At 73.2% G+C, this 23,620-nt stretch carries 19 protein-coding genes; 11 read left to right on the plus strand and 8 right to left on the minus strand.

Annotated features, from left to right (window positions below; all coding sequences use genetic code 11):
- Positions 1 to 18: 18 nt before the first annotated feature.
- A complete protein-coding gene (locus AC07AL_RS25890; RefSeq protein WP_363584338.1) occupies positions 19 to 1,005 on the minus strand; it encodes a helix-turn-helix transcriptional regulator in 987 nt (328 codons plus the stop codon).
- Between the two features lie 464 nt (positions 1,006 to 1,469).
- On the opposite strand from AC07AL_RS25890, the gene AC07AL_RS25895 reads away from it, so the two are divergent.
- From AC07AL_RS25895 to AC07AL_RS25905, 3 genes are read left to right on the plus strand one after another with little or no spacing between them, the layout of a single operon-like run.
- The gene (locus AC07AL_RS25895; RefSeq protein ID WP_400985651.1) at positions 1,470 to 1,730 is read left to right on the plus strand and encodes a hypothetical protein; all 261 of its coding nucleotides are present in this window, start codon (positions 1,470 to 1,472) and stop codon (positions 1,728 to 1,730) included.
- Positions 1,731 to 1,735: 5 nt separating this feature from the next.
- On the plus strand, positions 1,736 to 2,011 hold the full coding sequence (locus tag AC07AL_RS25900; protein WP_363627717.1) for a hypothetical protein: 276 nt from the start codon (positions 1,736 to 1,738) through the stop codon (positions 2,009 to 2,011).
- 55 nt (positions 2,012 to 2,066) lie between these two features.
- Positions 2,067 to 4,046, plus strand: coding sequence for a DUF8189 domain-containing protein (locus AC07AL_RS25905; RefSeq protein WP_478318351.1), 1,980 nt, complete (start codon positions 2,067 to 2,069; stop codon positions 4,044 to 4,046).
- 223 nt (positions 4,047 to 4,269) lie between these two features.
- Here AC07AL_RS25905 and AC07AL_RS25910 read toward each other — a convergent pair whose 3' ends face one another.
- Both AC07AL_RS25910 and AC07AL_RS25915 read right to left on the minus strand, forming a co-directional pair.
- Positions 4,270 to 4,443 (minus strand): CsbD family protein, encoded by a 174-nt coding sequence (locus AC07AL_RS25910; RefSeq protein ID WP_063352486.1) that lies wholly within the window; start codon positions 4,441 to 4,443, stop codon positions 4,270 to 4,272.
- 140 nt (positions 4,444 to 4,583) lie between these two features.
- Positions 4,584 to 5,423, minus strand: a complete 840-nt coding sequence (locus AC07AL_RS25915; protein ID WP_363622654.1) for an SDR family oxidoreductase — start codon at positions 5,421 to 5,423, stop codon at positions 4,584 to 4,586.
- A 110-nt stretch (positions 5,424 to 5,533) separates the two neighbouring features.
- On the opposite strand from AC07AL_RS25915, the gene AC07AL_RS25920 reads away from it, so the two are divergent.
- Together AC07AL_RS25920 and AC07AL_RS25925 are read left to right on the plus strand one after the other, a co-directional pair.
- The gene (locus AC07AL_RS25920) at positions 5,534 to 5,905 is read left to right on the plus strand and encodes a winged helix-turn-helix transcriptional regulator (RefSeq protein ID WP_363622656.1); all 372 of its coding nucleotides are present in this window, start codon (positions 5,534 to 5,536) and stop codon (positions 5,903 to 5,905) included.
- Between the two features lie 140 nt (positions 5,906 to 6,045).
- On the plus strand, positions 6,046 to 7,599 hold the full coding sequence (locus AC07AL_RS25925; protein ID WP_478318353.1) for a phosphatase PAP2 family protein: 1,554 nt from the start codon (positions 6,046 to 6,048) through the stop codon (positions 7,597 to 7,599).
- Between the two features lie 12 nt (positions 7,600 to 7,611).
- Here the strand turns inward: AC07AL_RS25925 and AC07AL_RS25930 are convergent, their stop codons facing one another.
- From AC07AL_RS25930 to AC07AL_RS25945, 4 genes are all read right to left on the minus strand, one after another.
- A complete protein-coding gene (locus AC07AL_RS25930) occupies positions 7,612 to 8,628 on the minus strand; it encodes a YihY/virulence factor BrkB family protein (RefSeq protein ID WP_478318354.1) in 1,017 nt (338 codons plus the stop codon).
- A gap of 156 nt (positions 8,629 to 8,784) precedes the next feature.
- Complete coding sequence (locus tag AC07AL_RS25935) at positions 8,785 to 8,955, minus strand: hydrophobic protein (RefSeq protein ID WP_331744879.1); 171 nt, start codon at positions 8,953 to 8,955, stop codon at positions 8,785 to 8,787.
- Positions 8,956 to 9,054: 99 nt separating this feature from the next.
- Positions 9,055 to 11,604, minus strand: coding sequence for a SpoIIE family protein phosphatase (locus AC07AL_RS25940; protein WP_478318355.1), 2,550 nt, complete (start codon positions 11,602 to 11,604; stop codon positions 9,055 to 9,057).
- Between the two features lie 70 nt (positions 11,605 to 11,674).
- Complete coding sequence (locus AC07AL_RS25945) at positions 11,675 to 15,127, minus strand: HAMP domain-containing protein (RefSeq protein ID WP_478318356.1); 3,453 nt, start codon at positions 15,125 to 15,127, stop codon at positions 11,675 to 11,677.
- 313 nt (positions 15,128 to 15,440) lie between these two features.
- Here AC07AL_RS25945 and AC07AL_RS25950 point away from each other — a divergent pair, with 313 nt between their 5' ends.
- The 5 genes from AC07AL_RS25950 (at position 15,441) to ctaF (ending at position 19,846) form a co-directional block, all read left to right on the plus strand.
- Positions 15,441 to 16,385: an RNA polymerase sigma factor SigF gene (locus AC07AL_RS25950; protein ID WP_363584357.1), complete on the plus strand. Its 945-nt coding sequence runs from the start codon at positions 15,441 to 15,443 to the stop codon at positions 16,383 to 16,385.
- A 117-nt stretch (positions 16,386 to 16,502) separates the two neighbouring features.
- Positions 16,503 to 16,895, plus strand: a complete 393-nt coding sequence (locus tag AC07AL_RS25955) for an STAS domain-containing protein (protein ID WP_363622667.1) — start codon at positions 16,503 to 16,505, stop codon at positions 16,893 to 16,895.
- A 141-nt stretch (positions 16,896 to 17,036) separates the two neighbouring features.
- Positions 17,037 to 17,516, plus strand: coding sequence for an ATP-binding protein (locus AC07AL_RS25960; RefSeq protein ID WP_363622669.1), 480 nt, complete (start codon positions 17,037 to 17,039; stop codon positions 17,514 to 17,516).
- 264 nt (positions 17,517 to 17,780) lie between these two features.
- Positions 17,781 to 19,460, plus strand: a complete 1,680-nt coding sequence (gene ctaD / locus AC07AL_RS25965) for an aa3-type cytochrome oxidase subunit I (RefSeq protein WP_363584363.1) — start codon at positions 17,781 to 17,783, stop codon at positions 19,458 to 19,460.
- Positions 19,457 to 19,846 (plus strand): aa3-type cytochrome oxidase subunit IV, encoded by a 390-nt coding sequence (gene ctaF / locus AC07AL_RS25970; protein WP_363584365.1) that lies wholly within the window; start codon positions 19,457 to 19,459, stop codon positions 19,844 to 19,846. Before ctaD ends, ctaF begins: the two co-directional genes overlap by 4 nt.
- A gap of 45 nt (positions 19,847 to 19,891) precedes the next feature.
- Here the strand turns inward: ctaF and qcrB are convergent, their stop codons facing one another.
- Positions 19,892 to 21,514: a cytochrome bc1 complex cytochrome b subunit gene (gene qcrB / locus AC07AL_RS25975; protein ID WP_478318359.1), complete on the minus strand. Its 1,623-nt coding sequence runs from the start codon at positions 21,512 to 21,514 to the stop codon at positions 19,892 to 19,894.
- 322 nt (positions 21,515 to 21,836) lie between these two features.
- Between qcrB and AC07AL_RS25980 the strand changes: the two genes are divergently transcribed.
- Positions 21,837 to 23,426, plus strand: a complete 1,590-nt coding sequence (locus AC07AL_RS25980) for a threonine/serine exporter family protein (protein ID WP_363584369.1) — start codon at positions 21,837 to 21,839, stop codon at positions 23,424 to 23,426.
- The last annotated feature ends 194 nt before the right edge of the window (positions 23,427 to 23,620 follow it).

Genomic DNA, 23,620 nt, shown 5'->3' on the forward strand with positions numbered 1-23,620 from the left:
TGCCGGGGGAGCGGCCGCTCAGAGCCAGCCGCGCTGCGCCGCCTTGAGGCCGGCCTCGAAGCGGCTCGACGCGTCGAGGCGCTCCATCAGCCCGGCCATCTGGCGGCGGACGCTGCGTGCCGACAGGCCCAGGTTCCGGCCGGCGGCCTCGTCGGTGAGGCCGGACGCGAGCAGCCGCAGGAGTTCCTGCTCGGTGGCGCTGAGGCCGGTCTCGGTGTCCTTGCGCCGGTCGGCGCCGAGCGGGACGGCGGCCTGCCAGGTCCGCTCGAAGAGGGCGACCAGGGAGGCGACGATCCCGGGCTCGCGCGTGCACAGGGCGCCGAGCCGGGTGTGGGCCGGGTCGATCGGGACCACGGCGACCTGGCGGTCGAAGATGAGCATCCGGGGCGGCAGCGTCGGGCAGGTGCGGACCAGGCCGCTCTCCTCGGTCATCCAGCGGGCGTAGGCGAGCGTCGCCGGATCGTGCCGCACGCTGTCCTGGTAGAGCGTCAGCAGTGCCACCCCGCGCCGCATGGCCGCCTCGTCCAGCGGCCGGGAGGCGTCCAGGCTGGCCCGGGACTGTGCTCCGCCGGGCATCACGGACAGGCACTCCCCGGTGACCGCCTGGGCGAGGATCTCCAGCTTGGCCTGGATCGCGTCCAGGCCCACCAGGCGCTCGGCGGTCTCGACCGGGGTGTTCGGCCGCAGGTCGGCGTACTCGGCGATCGCCCGGGCGGCCGCGGCCTTGCCGATCTCCAGATCCTGCTGGCGGCGCAGCAGTTCCTGCTCCTGGCGGCGCAGGATCAGCTCCAGGCCGAGCGCGGGGCTCACCGGCAGCAGAACCCCGGGTGCCTCCCGGGAGGCCCGGAGCAGTTGCAGATCGGCCAGCCGGTCGAGGGCCTCCCGTACGGCGGGCTCGGGCAGGCCCAGCTGGTCGCACAACTCCCTGACGCCGCCCTGCGGATCGGCGAGCATGGCCCGGTAGACGGCCTCCGAGACACGGTCCAACCCCAGCATGTCCAGCATGCGCGCAGCCCCCCGGTGCGATGTCGAACGTGCCGTGCCGCCGTGCGACACATCGGGATCATCCCAGTCCGGCTTCGACTCCACAAGCAGTCCTGCCCCGGGCGGGGTCCGGCCGATTCGATGCGCTCGCCTCCCGCGCTCGCCTCCCGGTCTCGGGTTCAGGCTCTCGGGGGCAGCAGCCGTGACAGTCCGTAGTGGAAGCGGTTGTCGAAGGAGTCCGTGACCATGACCGCTGTGAGCCGGTGGTGGGCACGGGGATCTCACGAACAACGCGACGGGCGCCGGGGCGCCGGGTCCTGAAGCGGCCAGGCCGGTTGCTGACGGGGTTCTCACCTTCCGGGGCGCGGGCGGTGCCAGCAGGATGGTGGTCACCGGGAGAGCGGCGGGGCAACCGCCGAACAGCCTCCCCGAAGTTCTGGTCCTCGATCAGATCTCCCACCACACAAGCCGCCTGGGGTGCCGCCATGTCCAAGACCGTCCGCCTGCTCGCCACCGCCGCCGTCACCGTCGCCCTGTCGGGGATCCTGGCGCCCGCGGCCTCGGCCACCGCCGCGACCACGGCGCCGGCGGGCATCGGCTGGGACGGTCCCACCACCGTGCCGGGGGTCGTGGCGGTCGTGGCGGCGGACGGTGGGGCGGCGGACGGTATCGGCTGGGACGGCTCCACCACCACCGTGCCGCCGGTCGTGGCCGGCCCGTCCGCCAGCGGCATCGGCTGGGACTGATCGCCGTGCTCCCCGTCCGGGCCACCGTCGTGGACACCAGCGGTGCGCCCACCACGACCGCCGCGGCGCGGATCGTCGAGGACGTCCTGTGGGCGCACGCCACCCCGGAGCACGGGCTCGAACACGTCCGCGCCGTACCGGACCGGGGCCGCATCGCCCTGGTGCTCTTCGTCCGCGCGGACGGCCCGACCACCGCGCACGCCCTGGCCGAGAACCTGCTGGCCCGGGCCCTCACCGCAGCAACGGCCGGCCGGTACGCCGCCGCCGTCCACCCGCACTGACCCTCGCTGACCCGCACCGACCCTCGCTCGCCCGCCCACATCCAAGGGGACCCCCATGCCCAGCACGCCCCGTCCTGCCCGTGCCCTGCGCCGCGTCTGCGTGCTCGCCGCGACCGCCGTGGCCGCCGGTCTTCTCACCGCCTCCCCCGCCTCGGCGGACGGCACCTACTACCCGGACGGCAACAGGACGCCGACCTCCACCGGCACCCTCGGCACCGGTGTCGGGAACAAGCTCACCGGCGCCCAGATGGTCCGGCGCGCCCGGGACTGGGTCGCCCACGGGGTCACCTACAACCAGGGGCAGTCGTTCTCGGACAGCGCGGTCGGCGGCCCGTACCGCACCGACTGCGGCGGTCTCGTCGACATGGCCTGGCAACTCCCCGGCAGCCCGCCGGTCACGTACCCCGCACCCGGTATCGACGACCCGAAGTACAGCACCAAGCTCAGCAGTTGGTCCCAGCTCCAGCCCGGCGACGCCCTCGCCGTCGCCGGCAAGCACATCAACCTCTTCGCAGGCTGGACCAACCAGGCCGCCGGCGACTTCACGTACATCGCCGAGGACAACAGCAGCGTCCCGACCAAGGAGTACTCGGCCAACACCCACTGGTCATCCATCGACGGCTACCCCACCTCCTCCTTCGAGCTGCTGCGCTCCAAGAACCTCGCTCCCGCCATCCCCGCCGACTTCAACGTCCTGCTGTGGGGCTTCAACTCGGGCCAGACCGTGTCCGGCACGCTGAACCTTACGGCACACCCGACGCAGAGCGGCGTCATCAACTGGCTCGACTACGTGGTCACCGGCCCGAACGGCTACTACAACCGCTTCCGCGCCACCAGCGGCGGCGCCACCAACTACCAAGTCCCCTTCGACAACGCCCCCTTGGCGGCAGGCACGTTCAACATCTCGATGATCGCCAACGAGATCGACGGCCAGGAGCACACCTACCAGGGCGGCGTCTTCACCATCGCGCCGCAGGCCTCCACCGCCCGGGGCTCCGCCGACTCGACGGTGCTCACCAGCAACGGCACCATCGCCCTGTACCGGGTCGGTGCGGACGGCAACGTGTACGGCACCAACCAGAACACCCCCGGCGGTCCGTTCGTTCCGTGGGCGCAACTTTCGACGGGTGGTGGGTTCGTCGGCAAGCCGGCCGCGCTCCAGACACCGAGCGGCCTCATGGTGGTCTACGCCCGCACCACTGCCGGGACCATTCAGGGCACCAACCAGAACACTCCGGGTGGTCCGTTCGGGTCGTGGGGCACGGTTGCTGATGCGGGTGATCCGACGGGTGTGGCGAGTGATCCGAGTGTGGTGTTCACTCAGTCCGGCACCATCGCGGTCTATGTGACGTCTGCCAGCGGCAACGTCGCCGGTGCCAGTCAGGGCACGCCTGGTGGTCCTTTCTCTCCCTGGCAGCAGCTTTCGACGGGTGGTGGGTTCGTCGGCACGCCCGCTGCGCTCCAGACACCGAGCGGCCTCATGGTGGTCTACGCCCGCACCACCGCCGGGACCATTCAGGGCACCAACCAGAACACTCCGGGTGGTCCGTTCGGGTCGTGGGGCACGGTTGCTGATGCGGGTGATCCGACGGGTGTGGCGAGTGATCCGAGTGTGGTGTTCACTCAGTCCGGCACCATCGCGGTCTATGTGACGTCTGCCAGCGGCAACGTCGCCGGTGCCGGTCAGGGCACGCCTGGTGGTCCTTTCTCTCCCTGGCAGCAGCTTTCGACGGGTGGTGGGTTCGTCGGCAAGCCGGCCGCGCTCCAGACACCGAGCGGCCTCATGGTGGTCTACGCCCGCACCACTGCCGGGACCATTCAGGGCACCAACCAGAACACTCCGGGCGGTCCGTTCGGGTCGTGGGGCACGGTCGCGGACGCGGGTGATCCGACGGGTGTGGCCAGCGATCCGAGCGCGGTGTTCAGCCGGTTCAACACCATCGCCATCTATGTGACCTCCGCCAGCGGCAACGTCGCCGGCAGCAGCCAGTCCACCCCCGGCGGTCCTTTCTCTCCCTGGGGCCAGATCGGCTGATCACACCCCAGCTGCAGACCGACCGCGTGCGCAGGCCGCCACGCGCCAAGGCCCGAACCCCGAGAGGGTTCGGGCCTTGGCGCGGGGTGGCCGGGAGCCCTCGCCGGTCACGCGGGACGGCGGCGTCTCCACGGGTTCCTGAGTCCCACGGGCCGGGCAGGGACGGTTGAGCTGGCTGGGGCGGGGCGGGGCGGCCGCGCGGGCGCGGCCGCCGTGCTCCGGGTCAGTCCTTTCCGACGTCCTTGATCTTCTCGCCGGCCTGCTTCAGGTCGCTCTTGATCTGTTTGCCCCGGCCCTCGGCCTCGACGACCCGGTCGCCGGTGGCCCGTCCGGCGGCTTCCTTGGCCTTGCCGTGGACCTTCTCGGCCGCGTTGTGCAGCTTGTCCTTGGCACTCATCGGATCACTCCTCTCGGTAGTGGGGGCTCGGTCCGCCCCGGACGGCGTCTGCCCGGGATCGGCGGTTCCACACCCGGAACATCCGGAGTCGGCCGTCAGCCGTGAGCCGGCGCGGTGTCGACGGGGCCACTCGGGCAGGCTCAGCGGAAGGCGGCGACGTTGCGGGCGGCCCAGTCGGCGAAGGGGCGCGGGGCGGTGCCGAGGACCCGTTGCACGTCCGGGCTGACGCGCAGCTCGGCCGGGTTCGGGGAGCCGAGGATGTCCAGGGTGTCCTCGGCGAGCTCCACCGGCATGCTGTGGGCCATGGCGGCGGAGGCCTCCTCGCGGGTGAGGTCGTGGAACCGCACCGGCGAGCCCAGGGCGGCCGCGATGGCCTGCGCCTGCCGGCGCGGGGTGATCACCTCCGGGCCGGTCAGCTCGTACACGCCGCCGCTGTGCCGGTCCTCCAGCAGGCAGGCCGCCGCGACGTCGGCGATGTCCGCCGGGTCGATGATCGGCACCCCGACGTCGCCGAAGGGCGCGGCGACGACCCGCTGCGCGCGGACGGACTCGGCCCACCACAGGGCGTTGGAGGCGAAGCCGCCCGGCCGCAGGATGCTCCAGTCCACACCGGACCCCCGCAGGACGTCCTCCAGTTCGCTCATCGCGATCCGCGTCGGGCCGAAGGGCCTGGTCGCCACGCCCTGCGAGGAGAGCAGGACGATCCGGCGGACCCCGCCGGCCACGGCCTGGCCGATGAGGTCGGCCGGGTTGGCCCCGGCGGCGTGCAGGTCGCCGGACAGCAGCAGGAAGAGCGCCTCCGCCCCGGCCAGCGCGGGTTCGAGGCCGGCCGGCCCGGCCAGGTCGGCCGCCACGTGGCGGACACCGTCCGGCACCGCCGCCGCGTGCCGCGACACCGCCGTCACCTGTCGGCCCGCCTCGGCCAGTGCCCGCGTCAGCGGTCGGCCCACATTGCCGGTGGCCCCGGTCACCACGATCATGGTCAGCTCCTCGTTCGACGTCCGCCGTGGCCGTTGCGGCCTCGGTGGTCCTCACGCTAGGAGCCAGGGCTAACCCTTGGTAAGGACATACCTTGACGTAAGCTCGGGGCATGGTGGTAGGTGTGCAGGACAGGCAGGGCGAGGCCGGGAAGCGGTATGAGGTGTTTCACACCGACTGCCCCGCGCGCGAGGTGGTCGACCACGTGACCAGCAGGTGGGGCATCTGGGTGCTGATCTCCTTGCGGAGCAACGACCTGCGGTTCTACGAGCTGCGCGAGAGCATCCGCGGCATCAGCGAGAAGATGCTCGCCCAGACCCTGCGCGCGCTGGTGCAGGACGGCCTGGTCTGGCGGAGGGTCGAGCCGACGACGCCGCCCCAGGTCACCTACGGGCTGACCGAGTTCGGCCAGGACCTCGGCGAGCCGCTGGCCGAGCTGTTCGACCGGATCACCCGGGGGCTGCCGCCGCGCGACGCGGGATAGCGGGGAAGGGACGGCGGTCGCACCGAACTCCCCTGCTGGGGGAGTTCCGGGCCCTGTACGCGGGCCGTCACGGCCGGCCGTCGCGACACACCCCCGGCCTCCTCCCCGGCGTTGTCACCCGCGCGCCGTAGGTTCGTCGGATGAAGCGACTGAAGACCACCCGACTGGACGCCATAGACCGAGCCCTCTTCGACCGCGTCGCCGCCGCGCCGCTGCACGGCACCCGCCCCTGGCTGCGGGCGCTGAGCCGGGCTGCCGACCACGGGGTGCTGTGGATGGGCACCGCCGCCGTCCTCGGCGCGGTCGGCGGACGCCGCGGGCGACGCGCGGCCCTGCGCGGCCTCGGCTCGCTCGCCATCGCCTCGGCCACCGCCAACACCGTCGCCAAGCACGCCACCCGCCGGCCCCGCCCGGTGCTGGACGCCGTCCCGGCCGTGCGCCGGCTGCTGCGCCAGCCCGTCACCACCTCCTTCCCCTCCGGTCACTCCGCGTCCGCGGCCGCCTTCGCCGCCGGTGTGGCGATCGAGTCCCCGCTGCTGGGCGCGGCCGTCGCGCCGGTCGCGGCGGCGGTGGCCCTCTCGCGCGTCTACACCGGCGTGCACTACCCGGGCGACGTCCTGGCCGGTGCGGCACTGGGTACGGCGGCCGCCGCCGCGACCCTGCACTGGTGGCCGCGCTCGTCCGACGTGCCGCCGCCCGCCGCCCCGGCCCCCTGTCCGGCCCCGGCCCTGCCGCAGGGGAGGGGGCTGTCGGTGGTGGTCAACTCGGGCTCCGGCAGCGGCTCTCCGCTCGCCCCCACCGCCGAGGACGTGGCCGGGACGCTGCGCGCCCTGCTGCCCGAGGCGGACGTCCGGGTGTGCGGGCCGCAGGACGACCTGGCGAAGATACTGACGGAAGCCGCCGACCGGGCCGCCAGGGCCGGTGGCGCGCTCGGGGTGTGCGGCGGTGACGGCAGCGTCAACCTGGCCGCGGCGCTGGCCGTCGAGCGCGCGCTGCCGTTGGCGGTCTTCCCCGGCGGCACCCTCAACCACTTCGCCCTCGACCTCGGCGCCACCACCCACGAGGCCACCGCCGAGGCCGTCCAGGCGGGCACCGCCGTCGGCGTGGACCTGGGCCTGGCCGCCGACGACGCCGGCGCCCGGACCTTCGTGAACACCTTCAGCCTCGGCATCTACCCCGAACTCGTCTACCAGCGGGAGAAGTTGGAGAAGCGCATCGGCAAGTGGCCGGCCCTCGCGGTGGCCGTCGCCAAGCTGTTGCCGACCGCCGAACCCGTCACCGTCCACGCCGACGGCCGCCCGCACCGGCTGTGGCTGCTGTTCGCCGGCAACGGGGCGTACGAACCGGCGGGCTTCGCCCCCACCCACCGCGCCGCCCTGGCCGACGGACAGCTCGACGTCCGGGTCGTCGACGGCGGCCGGCCCTTCGCCCGCACCCGCCTGGCCGCCGCCTTCCTGTCCGGCACCCTGGACCGGTCCCGGGTCTACCGGGCCGTCCGGCTGCGCGCCCTGGACCTGGACTCCCTCGGCGACGCCGCCCGCATCGCCGTCGACGGCGAGAGCGTCCCCGCGCGCGGCGCCCTGCGACTGTCCAAGGTCCCGGCCGGGCTCACCGTGTACCGGCCCGCGACCGCCGCCCCGGCGAGCGAGCCGCGCCGCCCGGGCCGGGACGGGCGAAGCGGGGGCCGGCGGTAGCCGCAGGCGGTGTCACCGGGCGTCGGGGGACGACGGGCCGCGCGGCCCGTCGTCACCGGCCCCGCCGGGCCGCTCCCCGTCGTGGAAGGAGACCTCGACGTGCTGTTCGGGGCGGCGCTCCTCCTGGCGGGCGACGGAGGACAGCACCTTCTCGTCGGCGGCGGTGAGCGGTGGTTGCAGGAGGCTGCGGGGCCACAGCCGACGGGCGAGCACCGCATTGGCCTCGGCGGCGTACACGGTGATCTGCGCGGCCAGGTAGAGCCAGGAGAGCAGGCCGATCACGGTCGCGAAGAAGCCGTAGACCTGGCCCGCGTGGCGCAGCTCGTGGGTCACCAGGAGCGAACCGAACGCCTGGAGGACGGTGAACAGCGGCCCGGCGACGGCGCAGCCGGGCAGCAGGGCCCGGGTCGGGATCTCGCGCGGGGTGAGCACGCGGAAGCAGGCCAGGCACAGGGCGGTGTTCAGCAGCGCCGAGACCAGCAGGCCCCCCACCCGGGCGGGCACCCCGCCCAGGGCGCTGCCGACCAGCGAGGCGGCCGCCGTACCCAGCACCAGGCCGGCGCCCAGGACCGTGAACAGCAGCAGGCCGCGCCCCAGCCGGGGCCAGTAACCGGGCCGCTGCACCCCGGGCACGTTCCAGACCTCGGCCATGGCGTGCTGGAGGACCTGCGTGATGCCGAGCGCCCCGTACAGCAGGCCGAGCGCGCCGATGGCCAGTGCCAGACCGCTGCCCTGGAGGGAGTGGACGTTCTGGCGCAGTTGGTCGCCGATGATCGGGAAGTCGGCGAGCGCCGAGTTCAGCACCGACTGCTGGGCCCCGGGGCGGCCGTGCAGGACGAAGCCGAGAACGGTGCTGAGCAGGAGCAGCAGCGGGATCAGGGCGACGAAGCCGTAGTACGTGATCAGGGCGGACAGCAGCCCGCCCCGGTCGTCCCCGTACTTGCGCACGACGCCGATGACCACGGCGGGCACCCGGCGGCGCTGCTGGAAGCGGTCCACGGCCCGCAAGGCCCGTTCGATCGGGTTCATGCCCCGGCGTCTGCCCCGGCCCGCGCCCGCGACACCCGCCCGGTTCCGCCCCCCCGGGGGCGGTGCGGGAGGCGCGCACGCGCGAGCCGCCGCGCAGGGGCTGCGCGGCGGCTCGGGCGCCCCGGCGGCCGGCGACGGGGCCGTGCGTACGGCGGGCTACCAGCGGTACCAGCGGCCCCGTCCGCCGGAGGAGGTGGTGCCGCGGGCGAGGAAGCCCAGGAGCCAGACGACGAGGACCGCGAGGGCGACCCACCACAGCACCTTCAGGGCGAAGCCGAAGCCGAACAGGAGCAGGGCGAGCAGCAGGACCAGGACCAGGGCGAGCACGGGGACCTCCTCGATCAGGGGACGCGTCGATTCGTCCCTCGGCTGCCCCGATTCGCCGCGGACATGCGCCTGCCCTGCCCTGCCCTGCCCGTCCGACCGCTACCGCACCATCACTCCGACCAGGCAGGTGTCGTCGTCGGTGTCGGCGTTGCTGTAGCGCAGCAGGTGGTCCAGGAGCTCTTCGAGGTTGGCCGAACCGGTGTCCGAGCCGGTGGCCGACCCGGCGGCGGACCTGGTGGCGGACCCGGTGGCCGACCCGGTACGGGAGTCCTCGGCGAGGGCCGTCAGGCTGGTCAGCGACGCCTGGAGGGATTCGTCGCGGCGCTCGATGAGCCCGTCGGTGTACATCACCAGCGTGTCACCGGCCTCCAGGACGAGCTCGCCCTGCTCGTAGTCGGCGTGGCCGATCGCGCCGAGGAGGATGCCGCCCAGCTGGGGCAGGATGTCCGCCCGCCCGCCACGCAGCAGGACCGGCGGCGGGTGCCCGGCGCGGGCCCACCGCAACCGGCGGGTCGCGGGTTCGTAGAGGCCGCACACCGCGGTGGCCGTGACGTTGTCGGTCAGGTGGTGGGTGACGCTGTTGAGCCAGCTCAGCAACTGGGCCGGCCCGGCGCCGGTGGCGGCCAGGCCGCGCAGGGCGTTGCGCAGCGCGACCATGCCGGTGGCGGCCTCGATGCCGTGCCCGGAGACGTCGCCCACGCACAGCAGGACGTCTCCCGAGGGCAGGGCGAGGGTGTCGTACCAGTCCCCGCCGACCAGGTGGTCCTTCTCCGCCGGGCGGTAGCGCACGGCGACGCTCAGGTCGTGCAGGTCCAGCGGGCCCCGGGTGGGCGGCATGATGGCGTGCTGGAGCTGGAGGGCGAGGCGGCTGCGTTCGGCCGCCTGCTGTTCGCTCTGCGCGAGCTGGTCGCGGGTGGCGGCGAGTGCGACCTCCGTCCAGTGCTGGGCGGAGATGTCCTGGTAGGCGCCGCGGACGGTGCCGAGACCGCTGTCCGGAGCGCTGCCGGGATCGCCGTCGAGACCGCTGCCGGGATCGCGGACGGGCTCCGCGACGACGCGGATGTGGCGGGTGACGCCGTCCGGCCGCTGGAGGCGGAAGGCGGTGGAGGCCGGGCGCTGGTGGTGCAGGAGGGTGCGCAGGAACCGGTCGATGGCGTGGCGGTCGTCCGGGTGGGCGTGGTCGGGGAGCTGGTCGAGGGCCAGGGGCGCGGCGGTGGGCGGCAGCCCGTGCAGTTCGAACACCGTCTCGTTCCAGGCGATCTGCCGGGTCCGCAGGTTCTCCTCGAACCCGCCGATCCGGCCGAGCCGCTGGGCGTGCTGCAGCAGGCGGGCGACGCGCGGGGTGCCGTCGTCGAGGCGCCAGACGACCGCGAGGTGGCTGCCGTGCCGGCTGATGCTCACCTGCGCCCGGGTGGTCAGCGGTACTCCGTCGACCAGGGCGGCGAGGCGCATGTCCTGGGCGCGGAAGGGTTCTCCGGTGGCGAAGACGTGTTCGACCTTGTCGGCCAGGCCGCCCGGTTCGCCCGCCAGCGGGTACGCCTCCAGCAGGCGGGTGCCGGTGATCACGCCGGTGGGCCGGCCGGCGAAGTCGACGAAGGCCGGGTTGAGGTGCCGGATCACGAACCGGGGCGGGAACTCGTCGCCGTCCGGCGCCGCCCGCAGGATCATGCACGGGTCGAGCAGGCCGTCGGTGAGCTGCCGCAGTTCGCCGAACTGCGCGTCGGCCGGGTCGCAGGCGGAGGGCTCCTGCCCGCTCCAGGACTCCAGCGTGGTGGCGGCCAGCTCGGCGAGCGCCTCGAACTGGCGTTGGAGCGGCTGGGAGCGCTCGGGCAGCGGGTCGGGCCAGCAGATCTCCAGGACGCCGATGAGTCGCCCGCCGACGCCGGCCGGGACGGCGAGCCGACCGCCGTGGATCTCGTGCTGGCCGATCGAGGGCAGCGAGGCGCCGGCGAGCGTCGGGTAGCCGACCGCCGCCCGCTCGTCCAGGGCCCGGCGGGCGGGGGTCGGCACGCCCGGCGGGACGTGGCGCCAGCGGCGTGCCTCCTCCTCGGGGAAACCGGCGCTGCCCGCCAGCGACAGGGAGAGGTCCGGGTGGGCGGCCCAGATGGCGACGGCGGCCACGCCGAGCGGTCGCAGCGCGTGCTCCAGCATGGAACGCGCCGCCGCCGCCGCGTCACCGCTCGCGAGCACGTCCGCCTCGGCACTGCGCAGCCGCACGGCCACCGCTTCGGCCGGGGGAGCCGAGGCGTCCGCGACGAACTCGCGGGCGAGGGCGGAGATCTCGTCCGCCGCGGCCTGGTTGACCAGGTCGGCGGCGAGCGCCAGGACCGTCACCCCGGCCTGCTCCGCGAGGCTCTCCAGCTGCCTGGCGGCCTCGGTGGGCCCGCACCGCAGGCGCTCCACCAGCACTCCGACGCCCATCTCGACGACGGCGCGGCCCGCCGCCTGGGCCTGGGCCTGTTCCAGTTCCAGCCTGAGCCGCTCCACCGTGGTGGCGAGCCGGTCGACCGCCGCGGACTCGCCTTCGGAGCGGGCCCGGGCCGCTGCCTGCGCCTCGGCAGCGCTCCGCTGCGCTCCGACCCTCGGCGTGTCGGCCGGTCCGACCGCTGCGGGACGGTCCGTGGCGCGCGGCTCCTGCGGATGGTGCACGGCTGTCGGCTCCTGAAGTCTGGACTGTCGGGGTGGGCGCGGGGGGACACGGGGGCATGGGACAGGGCGACTACCGGCTGAGGTGGTCCCTGATCCTGCCGATCACCTCGTCGGCGTCGACCGGCTTGGTGATGTAGTCGCTGGCTCCCGAGGCCAGGCTCTTCTCCCGGTCGCCGATCATGGCCTTGGCGGTGACCGCGATGATCGGCAGCCCCTCGTGCTCGGGCATGGCGCGGATCGCCGCGGTGGCGGTGTAGCCGTCCATCTCGGGCATCATCACGTCCATCAGGATCACGTCGATCCCGGGGTGCGCGCGGAGGGCTTGGAGCGCGGCGAGCCCGTTCTCGGCCTGGAGGACCCGCATGCCGCGCAGCTCCAGGATGCTGGTGATCGCGAAGAGGTTGCGGTCGTCGTCGTCGACCACCAGCGCGGTGCGGCCGGAGAGCACCGGGTCGGCCCCGCGGCCCCGGGCGGGGTTCCCGTCCGTGCGGCGCACCGGGGGCAGGGCGCGCCCGGGCCCGTCGGCGCTCATGTGGAGGGCGATGCGTTCGCGCAGCTCGTCGAGGCTGGAGATGAGCTCCAGCGGCCGCTCCCCCTCCGGGCGGACGGCGTGCTCGTCGTCGGTGGTGACGCCCCGGCTGTTGTGGGCCAGCACCGGGACGGTGTGCAGGGCCGGGTCGCGTTCCATCTCCGCCAGGAGCGTGGCCGCCGCGCTGTCCGGCAGGTCGAGTTCCAGGACGACGCAGTGGTACGGGGCGGTGGCGAGCGCAGTGGCGGCCTCCGGGGCACCGACCGTGGTGACTATCTCGACCCGGCGCTGCGCGCCGGCGGAGCGGGCGACGTCGGCGACGGCGTTCTCCGCCACCAGGGACAGCAGGCCGTTGGGGCGGCCTTCGACCACGAGCAGGCGCCGCGGCTGACCGGCGGCGGGAGGCGAGGGGGCGCGCTCCGGGGCCTCGGACGGGCCGGTGCCACCGGTGCCCAGCGTCCTGCGGGCCCCGTCGGCGCCGGTCTCGGCCAGGTCGGGGCGGGTCGCGGGGACGTAGAGGGTGAAGGTGCTGCCCCGCCCCAGGGTGCTCTCCACCGTGATCGCGCCGCCGAGCAGGTAGGCGATCTCGCGGCTGATGGACAGCCCGAGGCCGGTGCCGCCGTACTTGCGGCTGGTGGTGCCGTCGGCCTGCTGGAAGGCGCCGAAGACGCTCTCCACGTGCTGGGGGGCGATGCCGACTCCGGTGTCGCTCACGTGGAAGGCGAGCACCGGGCCGCCGCGCCGGACGGCGTCGGGCAGGTCGGTCTCGTCGGCGGGCTCGATGCGCAGTTCGACCCGGCCCTGCTCGGTGAACTTGACGGCGTTGGACAGCAGGTTGCGCAGCACCTGGCGCAACCGGTAGTCGTCGGTGAGGAGTTCGGCGGGGATCTGCTGGACCGTCCGCACCGTGAAGGCGAGGTTCTTCTGGCTGGTCAGCGGGCGGAAGGTGGCTTCGACGTAGTCGAGCAGCGCGCGCAGCGGCACCGCCTCGACGTTGAGGTCCATCTTTCCGGCCTCGACCTTGGACAGGTCGAGGATGTCGTTGATCAACTGGAGCAGGTCGGAGCCGGCGGAGTGGATGATCCCGGCGTACTCGACCTGCTTGGCGGTCAGGTTGCGGGTGGGGTTCTGGGCGAGCAGCTGGGCGAGGATGAGCAGGCTGTTGAGCGGCGTGCGCAGTTCGTGGCTCATGTTGGCCAGGAACTCCGACTTGTACTTCGAGGCGAGGGACAGCTGGTGGGCGCGCTCCTCCAGTTCCTGGCGGGCCTGTTCGATCTCCAGGTTCTTGGTCTCGATGTCGCGGTTCTGCGCCGCCAGCAGGTCGGCCTTCTCCTCCAGCTCGGCGTTGGAGGCCTGCAACTCGTCCCGGCGTGACTGCAACTCCTGTGAGCGGACCTGGAGTTCGGCGGTGAGCCGCTGGGACTCGTCGAGCAGCTCGTCGGTGCGGGCGTTGGCGATGATGGTGTTGACGTTGACGCCGATGGTCTCCATGAGCTGGTCGAGGAAGTCCAGGTGGACCTGGGTGAACGGCCGGACGGAGGCCAGTTCGATGACGCCGAGGACCTGGTCCTCGACCACGATGGGCAGCACCACCAGGGACAGCGCCCCGGTGCGGCCGAGGCCGGAGGCGGCGGCCAGGTAGTCCGGCGGCAGGGCGTCGACGGTGATGGCGCGCCGGCTGCGGGCGGCCTGGCCGACGAACGACTCGCCGAGGCGGAAGCGGGTGGGGCGCTCGCCGTCGGGGAAGGCGTAGGAGCCGACCAGCTGGAGCACCGTCCCGACGGGGCTGTCCTCGGCGAGGTAGAAGACGCCGCACTGCGCGCCGACGAGGGGGGCGAGTTCGTCCATGACGGACTCGGCGACGACCCCGAGGTCGCGCCGGCCCTGCATCAGGGCCGAGAAGCTGGCGAGGTTGGTCTTGAGCCAGTCCTGCTCCTCGTTGGCGCGGGTGGTCTCGCGCAGGGACCCGACCATGGCGTTGATGTTGTCCTTGAGGTCGGCGACCTCGCCGGAGGCGTCCACGCTGATCGAGCGCGTGAGGTCGCCGGCGGCGACGGCGCTGGTGACCTCGGCGATCGCGCGGACCTGCCGGGTGAGGTTGCCGGCCAGCTCGTTGACGTTCTCGGTGAGGCGCTTCCAGGTGCCGGAGACGCCCTCCACCTCGGCCTGGCCGCCGAGCCGGCCCTCGGTGCCGACCTCCCGGGCGACCCTGGTCACCTCGTCGGCGAAGGAGGACAGCTGGTCGACCATCGTGTTGATGGTCTCCTTCAGTTCCAGGATCTCGCCGCGCGCGGTGACGGTGATCTTCTGCGACAGGTCCCCGCGCGCGACCGCCGTGGCCACCTGGGCGATCGCGCGGACCTGGCCGGTGAGGTTGCCGGCCATGAAGTTCACCGAGTCCGTGAGGTCGCGCCACGTCCCCGAGACGCCCTTGACGTCGGCCTGGCCGCCCAGGATGCCCTCGGTACCGACCTCCCGCGCCACCCGGGTCACCTCACCGGCGAACGAGGACAGCTGGTCGACCATCGTGTTGACGGTGTTCTTCAGCTCCAGGATCTCGCCCCGGGCGTCGACGGTGATCTTCTGCGACAGGTCCCCCTTGGCCACCGCGGTGGCGACCTGGGCGATGTCCCGCACCTGGGTGGTGAGATTGCCCGCCATCGCGTTGACCGAGTCGGTCAGGTCCTCCCAGGTGCCCGACACCCCGGGCACCTGGGCCTGGCCGCCGAGCCGGCCCTCGGTGCCGACCTCCCGGGCGACCCTGGTCACCTCCGAGGTGAACCGCGACAGTTGGTCGACCATGCCGTTGAACACCGTGGCGATCTCGCCCAGCAGCCCGTCCGCGTCGCCCGGCAGCTTGGTGCTGAAATCGCCGTCGCGCACCGCCGTCAACCCGGCCAGCAGCAGCCGCAGTTCCGGCTCGCCCACCTGCGCGGCGCCCGCCCCCTCGTCCGGGTGGTGCTGTGAGTCGCGGGACGTGGTCGGGCCAGCCATCGAACGTCGCCTCCGTGGAACGCCGGGCCGACTGGCCCGAATCCGGTCGTGGGCACCCCGAAGGACGGGTCGGGGGACCTGGCCGTCGTTCCAGGTGTTGTACCGCCCTCGGAGGCTACCCCAGCCCGCACACCGCCGGACAACGGTCGCCACCCGGTCGTACGCCCCGCCCGTCGCCCGGACGCGCGTCCGCGCCCCGGCGCCGGTGCGGGCTTCACGAAACCTCCACGGGGGGCGGCTGCATCGATCCGCCGACACGGGGTACCGGGGGGCAGACCGCGCCGACACGAGAGAGCACGAGAGAGGGAGTCCGATGGCCACGACCACTGGGGAACTGCCCGCCTCCGCCCACCCGTCGACGGGAGGTCCGTCCCGCACGGCCGCTCCTGCCGGAGAGCCCCGGGACCTGCCGTTGCCGGAACCCGCCGACGCCGGAGGGCTTCGGGACCTGCTCCCGCCGGAGCTCGCCGACGCCGGTGACCTGCGGGAGATCGCGCCGGCCGACGCGCGCGAGCTCAACAAGGTGCTGCTGCGCCGGCTCCGCACGCTGGAGGAGGGGACGAAGGAGTACTCCTACGTCCGCGCCACCCTGGTCGAGACGAACCTGTCCCTGGTGAGGTTCGCGGTCCGCCGCTTCAACTCGCACCGCGAGCCGCAGGAGGACCTGCTCCAGGTCGGCGCGGTCGGCCTGATCAAGGCCATCGACCGCTTCGACCCCGACCTCGGCGTCGAGTTCACCACCTTCGCCATACCGACCGTCCTCGGCGAGATCCGGCGCCACTTCCGCGACACCACGTGGGCCGTCCACGTGCCGCGGCGCCTCCAGGAACTGCGCATCCTCCTGGCCAAGGCGCAGGAACGCCTGTCGCAGGACCTGGACCGGGCCCCCACGGTCGCCGAACTCGCCGAGCACCTCGCGCTCTCCCCCGAGGAGGTCGTCGAAGGGCTGACCGCCGCGAACGCGCACACCGCCGGCTCCCTGGACCTCGGCGGCAGCAACGACGACGACGCCCCCGGCCCCCTGGGCGACCGGCTCGGCGAGGACGACCGGGACCTCGCCCTCGTCGAGGACCTGGTGACGCTCAAGCCGCTCATCGCCGACCTGCCGGAGCGGCAACGGCTCATCCTGTCCATGCGCTTCTGCGAGGACATGACGCAGTCGCAGATCGGCGCCCGCCTCGGGCTGTCCCAGATGCACGTCTCCCGACTGCTCAGCCGCACCCTGCGGCACCTGCGCGACGGGCTGGAGGACGACTGAGCATGCATGGCCACACGAGCCCCGGGGAGGACCAAACCGGGCGCACACCCCCGTGTTTGGCAGTCCGGCACAACCTCCGTATGGTCGGAAGGCATGGACATGGAGGAGACGACGATGATGCCAATCGACGACATTCGGGCGGCCGCCGCGCCGGCAGCGTCCCCGCGGCCCGCGGAACTGGTGGTCGAGACCCGTGCCACGGCCTCCGGCGCGGTGGTGTGCGCCCTCGTGGGCGACCTCGACATCGAGACGCTCGCCTCGGCCGCCAACCTGCTCACCAGCGTGATCGCGCAGCGCCGCGGCGCGGTGGTGATCGACCTCGCCGGGGTGGGCTTCTGCGACTCCTCCGGCCTGAACCTCCTGCTCAAGACCCGCCTCGCGGCGGCGGAGGAGGGGCTGGACCTGCACTTGGCCGCCGTGGCGCCCACCGTCATGCGGGTCCTCGAACTGACGGGCGCGCAGGCGGTGTTCTCCATCCACGACTCGGTCGACGAGGCCCTGGCGGCCTGACCGCCCCGGCTCGGGCCGCCAGGGCCTCGGCCCGGGGCCGGCCGCCCCGGCCCCGGTTCGACGCCGGCACGGGGCATAATCCGAGAACTGCCGGGAAACCGACCGTGCGAGACCGCCGTCGATCCGAAAGGGTGTCCTCACATGACGATGAGCCGGGGAACCCTGGACGGCGACCCGCACCAGCCGGGCCCGGTGCTGCCCGTCGGCGGCCAGCGCAGGCGGCTGACCCTGTCCGGCATCCCCAAACCGGTCGCCCACGCCAGGACCTTCACCGCCCGCGCCCTCGACGACTGGTACGCGTCCGCCGCCGGGCCCGGCGCCGGCGAAGGCGCCCTCGCGGACGTCGTCCTGCTGGTGGCGGAACTCGTCGCCAACGCCATGCTCCACGGCGACGGCCCGCTGGAACTGGTCCTGGACGCCACCGGGATCCGCCTGCGGGCCGAGGTCAGCGACCGTAGCCCGACCCTGCCCACCCCGCGCCGCCCGCACAACCCGGCCCTCCCCGGCGGCCACGGCCTGTTCATCGTGGAGCGGACCGCCGACCGGTGGGGCGCCGAACCGCACAGCCACGGGAAGACGATCTGGGCCGAGTTCGACGCCTCGCGGCTGACCCGCGGCTGATCCGCCGCAGACCCGCGGCTGACCCGCGGCTGATCCGCCGCAGACCTGCGGCTGACTCGTGGCTGACCTGGGACGGCGCCCCACCGGATCGCACCAGTGCGCCGACTTCGTCATCCGCGCCCGGTCGGGGCCGCCACGCCGACTCCGGTTCAGGGGCCCGCGCGACGGCGGGTGATTGCATGGCGACACAGCGTGTGTCCCGGCGAGCGTCTCCGCGTCTTTCCCCTGCGGGTACGGGCGGGCCCCGGCAGGAGGAGGAAGCGGATGGCGCAGACCCGGCGGCGGGCCGCCGCCCGCCCGGCGCCCGGCGTGGCCCGCCGGCGTCAAGGCTCGGCGGTGCTGCGGTGGTTGAGCACGACCGACCACAAGGCCATCGGCAACCTGTACCTGACGACGGCGTTCGGGTTCTTCCTGTTCGCCGGGCTGCTGGCGATGCTCATGCGCGCGGAGCTCATGCGGCCGGGACTGCAGGTGGTGAGCAACGAGCAGTACAACCAGTTGTTCACCATCCACGGGACGATCATGATGCTGCTGTTCGCCACACCGACGTTCGCCGGTTTCGCGAACGCCGTGATGCCGCTGCAGATCGGTTCCCCGGACGTGGCGTTCCCCCGGCTGAACGCGTTCACGTACTGGGTGTACCTGTTCGGCGGCCTGATGGTGGTCGGGGGCTTCCTGACCACCGACGGCGCCGCGTCGTTCGGCTGGTTCGCCTACGCCCCGCTGAACGGGCCGCTCCACAGCCCGGGAACGGGCGCCGACCTGTGGGCCGTGGGGCTGATCGTGGCGGGTCTGAGCACGATCCTGGGAGCCGTCAACTTCATCACCACCATCGTCTGCCTGCGGGCACCGGGCATGACGCTGTTCCGGATGCCGGTCTTCACCTGGAACGTGCTGTTCACCTCGATCCTCGCGCTGCTCGCCTTCACCCCGCTGACCGCGGCGCTGTTCGCGCTGGAGGCGGACCGCAAGCTGGGCGCCCACGTCTTCGACCCGGCCAACGGCGGGGCGATGCTGTGGCAGCACCTGTTCTGGTTCTTCGGCCACCCCGAGGTGTACATCGTGGCGCTGCCGTTCTTCGGCATCATCTCCGAGGTCATCCCGGTGTTCAGCCGCAAGCCGGTCTTCGGCTACTACGGACTGATCGGTGCCACGATCGCGATCACCGCGCTGTCCGCGGTCGTCTGGGCCCACCACATGTTCGCCACCGGCCAGGTGCTGCTGCCGTTCTTCTCCCTGGCCTCGCTGCTCATCGCGGTGCCGACCGGGGTGAAGTTCTTCAACTGGATCGGCACCCTGTGGAACGGCTCGCTCTCCTTCGAGACACCCATGCTGTTCTCCCTCGGCTTCCTGGTGACCTTCCTCCTCGGCGGGCTGACCGGCGTCCTGCTGGCCGCGCCCCCGATCGACTTCCACGTCACCGACAGCTACTTCGTGGTCGCCCACCTGCACTACGTCCTCTTCGGGACGGTCGTGTTCGCGATGTTCGCCGGCTTCTACTTCTGGTGGCCCAAGATCACCGGCCGGCTGCTGGACGAACGCCTCGGAAGGATCCACTTTTGGATGCTGCTGCCCGCGTTCCAGATCACCTTCCTCGTGCAGCACTGGCTCGGGGCCCAGGGCATGCCGCGCCGCTACGCCGACTACCTGCCCTCGGACGGCTTCACCACCCTGAACACCGTCTCCTCGGTCGGTGCGTTCCTGCTGGGCGCGTCGACCCTGCCCTTCCTGTACAACGTGTGGCGCACCGCCAGGTACGGGGTCCGGGTCACCGAGGACGACCCGTGGGGTTACGGGCGCTCCCTGGAATGGGCGACCTCCTGCCCGCCGCCGCGCCACAACTTCCACGCCCTGCCCCGCATCCGCTCCGAAGGCCCGGCCTTCGACCTGCACCACCCGGAGTATTCGCGCACGGCGCTCGAAGGCGAGGAGAACGCGCGGTGAAGACCGAGTCCTACCTGTTCGCGGGCGTCGCGCTGTTCTTCGCCGTCGCCGCTTCGATCTACGGCTGGTTCGCCCGGGAGCCGGCCGGCAAGGCGGCGCTGGTCGTGGCCTTCATGATGTCCACGCTGATCGCGTTCTTCTTCCGGACCCAGTACTCCCGCCGCGGCCGTCGGCCGCAGGACCGCACCGACGCCGAGATCGTCACCGGCGCCGGGCCGCTGGAGTTCTTCGCACCGCGCAGCTACTACCCGCTGCTCACCGCGGCCGGCGTCGCGGTCACCGGGCTGGGGCTGGTGTACGCCTTGTGGCTCTTCCTCATCGGAGCGGGTGTGACGGGCGCCGGCGTCCTGGGCTTCGTCTTCCAGCACGCCCAGCGCGCGCAGTGAGTCCGGCCGGTTGGCGGTGAGCGCTGAGTGGTGAGCGGTCGGTCGTCACCGCTCGGAGCGTCCCGCGTCGGTGGACGCGAGCGGCCCCGGCCGCGGCTCGTCCACCGCCGTCTCCACGTTGTCCCGGTAGTACCAGGAGCTCAGGGCGGCCCGCAGCCGTGCGCGCCGCGAGGCGCCCTCGCCCGGCGCCGGCAGGGGAAGCGGGGCGTCGCGCAGGGCCAGCGTGTAGCGCAGGCCGGTGGGAAGCGGCCGGTGCTCGCCGTGGAAGGCGCCCTCGACGGCCTCGTGCACGAACCCGGTCTCGTCGCCCTCCGTCACCCGTTCGAGGTCCCGCTCCTGCAAGGCCAGGCACAGGCGCCGGGTGATCCAGAAGGCCGCCACCGGCCCGACGAACAGACCCACCCGCAGGAACCGGTTCAGGCCCTCCACCGGCACGTCCAGTGCCCGGGCGACGACGTCCTGGCCGCCGGCGACCAGCAGGACGACGTAGAAGCACGTCCCGGCGACACCCAGCGCCGTCCGGGTCTGCCGGTTGCGGGGGCGGTCGCACAGGTGCTGCTCGCCGCTGCCCGGGGTGATCCAGCGCTCGAAGAACGGATAGCCGTACAGGGCGGCGAAGAACAGCAGCGGGAACAGCACGGCCGGGATCAGCGGGTTCCAGGCGACGGTGTGGCCCCACAGCCGCGTCTCGGCCCCGGGCATCAGCCGCAGCGCGCCCTCGATGAACCCCATGTACCAGTCCGGCTGCGCGTCGGTGGAGTCCTGGTCGGGGCGGTAGGGCCCGTACAGCCAGATCGGGTTCACCTGGGCGAGGGCGGCGGCCAGCGCCAGCACCCCGAAGACCATCGCCATCAGGCCCGCCGTCTGGACGCTGAAGTGCGGGAAGAGGGGCTTCCCGACGACGTTGCGGTCGGTGCGTCCGGGCCCGGCCCACTGGGTGTGCTTGAGGTGGAAGACCAGGATCAGGTGCGCGGTGATCAGGCCGAGCAGGAGACCGGGCAGCAGCAGGATGTGCGCGCTGTACAGGCGGGGGATGATGTCGTGCCCGGGAAGCTCCCCGCCGAAGAGGAAGAAGCTCAGGTAGGTGCCGACCAGCGGGACCGACAGGATGAAGCCCTGGGCCGTGCGCAGGCCGGTGCCGGAGAGCAGGTCGTCGGGCAGCGAGTAGCCCGCGAAACCCTCCAGCAGGGCGAGCTGGAACAGCGTCAGTCCCACCAGCCAGTTGACCTCCCTGGGGCGGCGGAACGCGCCGGTGAGGAAGATGCGCAGCAGGTGCGCACAGATCGCGGCGGTGAACACCAGCGCCGCCCAGTGGTGGATCTGGCGGATCAGCAGGCCGCCGCGCACGTCGAAACTGATCGACAGCGTCGAGGCGTACGCCTGGGACATCCGCACCCCGCGAAGCGGCGGGTACGTTCCGGCGTACACGATCTCGGCCATGGACGGTGTGAAGAACAACGTCAGGAAGACGCCGGTCAACAGCAGCAGCACGAAGGTGTAGAGCGCCAACTCGCCGAGCAGGAAGGACCAGTGGTCGGGAAAGACCTTCCGGAGCAGGCCCTTGGCCCCGTCGAACAGCGGCAGCCGCCGGTCCAGCGCGACCGCCGTGTTCCGGGCGGCCCGCTCCGCCCGCCGCCCGGCCCGCGCCCTCCACCTCGACAGCCGCACGCCGCTCCTCCCGTCCGCTCCGATCGTGTGTCCCGATAGCCATATCCCGTGGCGGCGGGACGGCCGGACGGGGCTCGCCCTCCGTCCCGGGCTTCACCCGGACGGCCCCGGTTCGATGGCCGTTCGCCCTCTCAGGCCCCGGTGTCAGGCCGCTGAACTGCGGAATCTCCCCGGACCCCGGCCTGGACGCGGCGGGTCGGCCCACGAACGGCGGGCGTGAACGGACCCCCGCGCTCCGGTCGAGACGTTCACGAAATGATGGCTGCGGGTAGTCGAATGGGTGCGAAAGGTCATCAGGTGGGGGGTGTTGCAGGGAGCGACGATGCCGGAACACGAGCAGTTCGGCGTGCGGGCCGAGGCGGACGGGCCGGCGAGCCGGACCGGAAGAGTCCCGCCCCAGTCGAGTCCGGAGGGGGCCCCCGGGGCCGCCCCCGCCCCCGGGGAAGGTCGAGTTCCGGGGGAGGGCCGAGCTCCCGGCCGGCCGGCGCCGCCCGGGGCGGAGAGCGGATCCGCCGATGCCGACGGCACGGCGGCCTGGCCGGACCTGATGCTGCCGCTGCTGCGCACCCCGACCACCGACCGTCCGCTGGTGACCGGCGAACCCGGCGCGGACGACCCGGGGCCGGCCGCGGTGGCCGCCGTCCTGGACCTCGCGCTGCTGGTGGGCGAGCTGATGCTGGCCTGCGGCGAGGCCGCTGAGGACGTCGAGGCCGCCATGCTCGCCGTCGCGCAGGCCTACCGGGCCCAGCCCTGCGACCCCCAGGTCACCTTCACCCGGGTGGCGATCTCGTACCAGCCGGGCCCCTCGGAGCCACCCGTGACGGTCGAGCGGTCCGTGCGCCACCCGGCCGGGGACTACGCGCGGCTGGCCGTGCTCTTCCGGCTGGTCACCGAGATCACGACCGGCGGACTCGTCGTCGACGACGCCCACCACCGGCTGAGGGCCGTGCGCCGGCACTGCCGCCGCTACCCCGCCTGGCTCCTGGTCCTGTCCTCCGGCCTGCTGGCCGGCGCCGCGACGCTGCTGGTCGGCGGCCGGGCCGACGCCCGGGCCTGGCTGGTGTTCGTCAGCGCCGTCGCCGCGGCACTGGCCGGCGACCGGCTCGCGGCGCTGGTCGGACGCCACGACCTCCCGGAGTTCTACCGGATCGCGACGGCCGCGACCCCGGCGGCGGCGATCGGCATCCTGCTGTCCTTCAACGGGTTGAACCTGGGCGGATCGGTGGTGATCACCGGAGGGCTCTACACGCTCCTGCCCGGATGGCCCATGGTGGCGGCGGCGCAGGACGGCCTCGCGGGCTTCTACCTCACCGCGGCCGCACGTCTGATGGAAACGCTGTACATGATGGCCGGCGTGGTGGTCGGGGTGATGACCGTGCTCTACATCGGCGTCAACAACGGCGCCGACCTGGCGGCCCGGCCCGTCCCGGTCGCGGCGTCGAACCCGCCGCTCCAACTGGTGGCGGCGCTCCTGCTCACCCTGACCTTCGCGGTGCTGCTCAACACCGAGCCGGGCACGCTGCCGGCCGTCCTGCTCAACAGCGGGGTCGGCTGGACGACGTACGGCGTGCTGGTCAACGCCGGCGGCGAGCCCATCATGGCCACCGGCCTCGCCGCCGGGCTGGTGGGCCTGTCCGGCCAGCTCATGGCCCGCTACCGGGGAAGCTCCTCGCTGCCGTACGTCACCGCGGCACTGGGGCCGCTGCTGCCCGGCTCGTTGCTGTACTTCGGGCTGCTCGCCTTCGTCCGGGGCGAGCCCGAGATCGGGCTCGTCGGCGTCGGGCGTGCCACGGCCACGGCGATGGCGGTGGCGATCGGCGTGAACCTGGGCCGCGAGGTCGCCCGGCTGTTCCTCCCCGCCCCGGGCGTGGTCCCGGCGCCCGGCCGCAGCGCCGGCCGCCACCGCCGCTGAGGGCTGGCCGTCACCGCCGCTGAGGGCCGGCCGCCTCTGCCGTTGAGGGCCGGCCGCCTCTGCCGTTGAGGACGGTGGGCGGCACCGTGCGGCTGACGGCGCCGGGGGGGGGGGGGGGGGGGGGGGGGGGGGGGGGGGGGGGGGAGGGGGAAGGGGGGGGGGGGGGAGAGGGGGGGGGGGGGGGGGGGGGGGGA

Source organism: Kitasatospora sp. NPDC043949 (genome assembly GCF_056435365.1).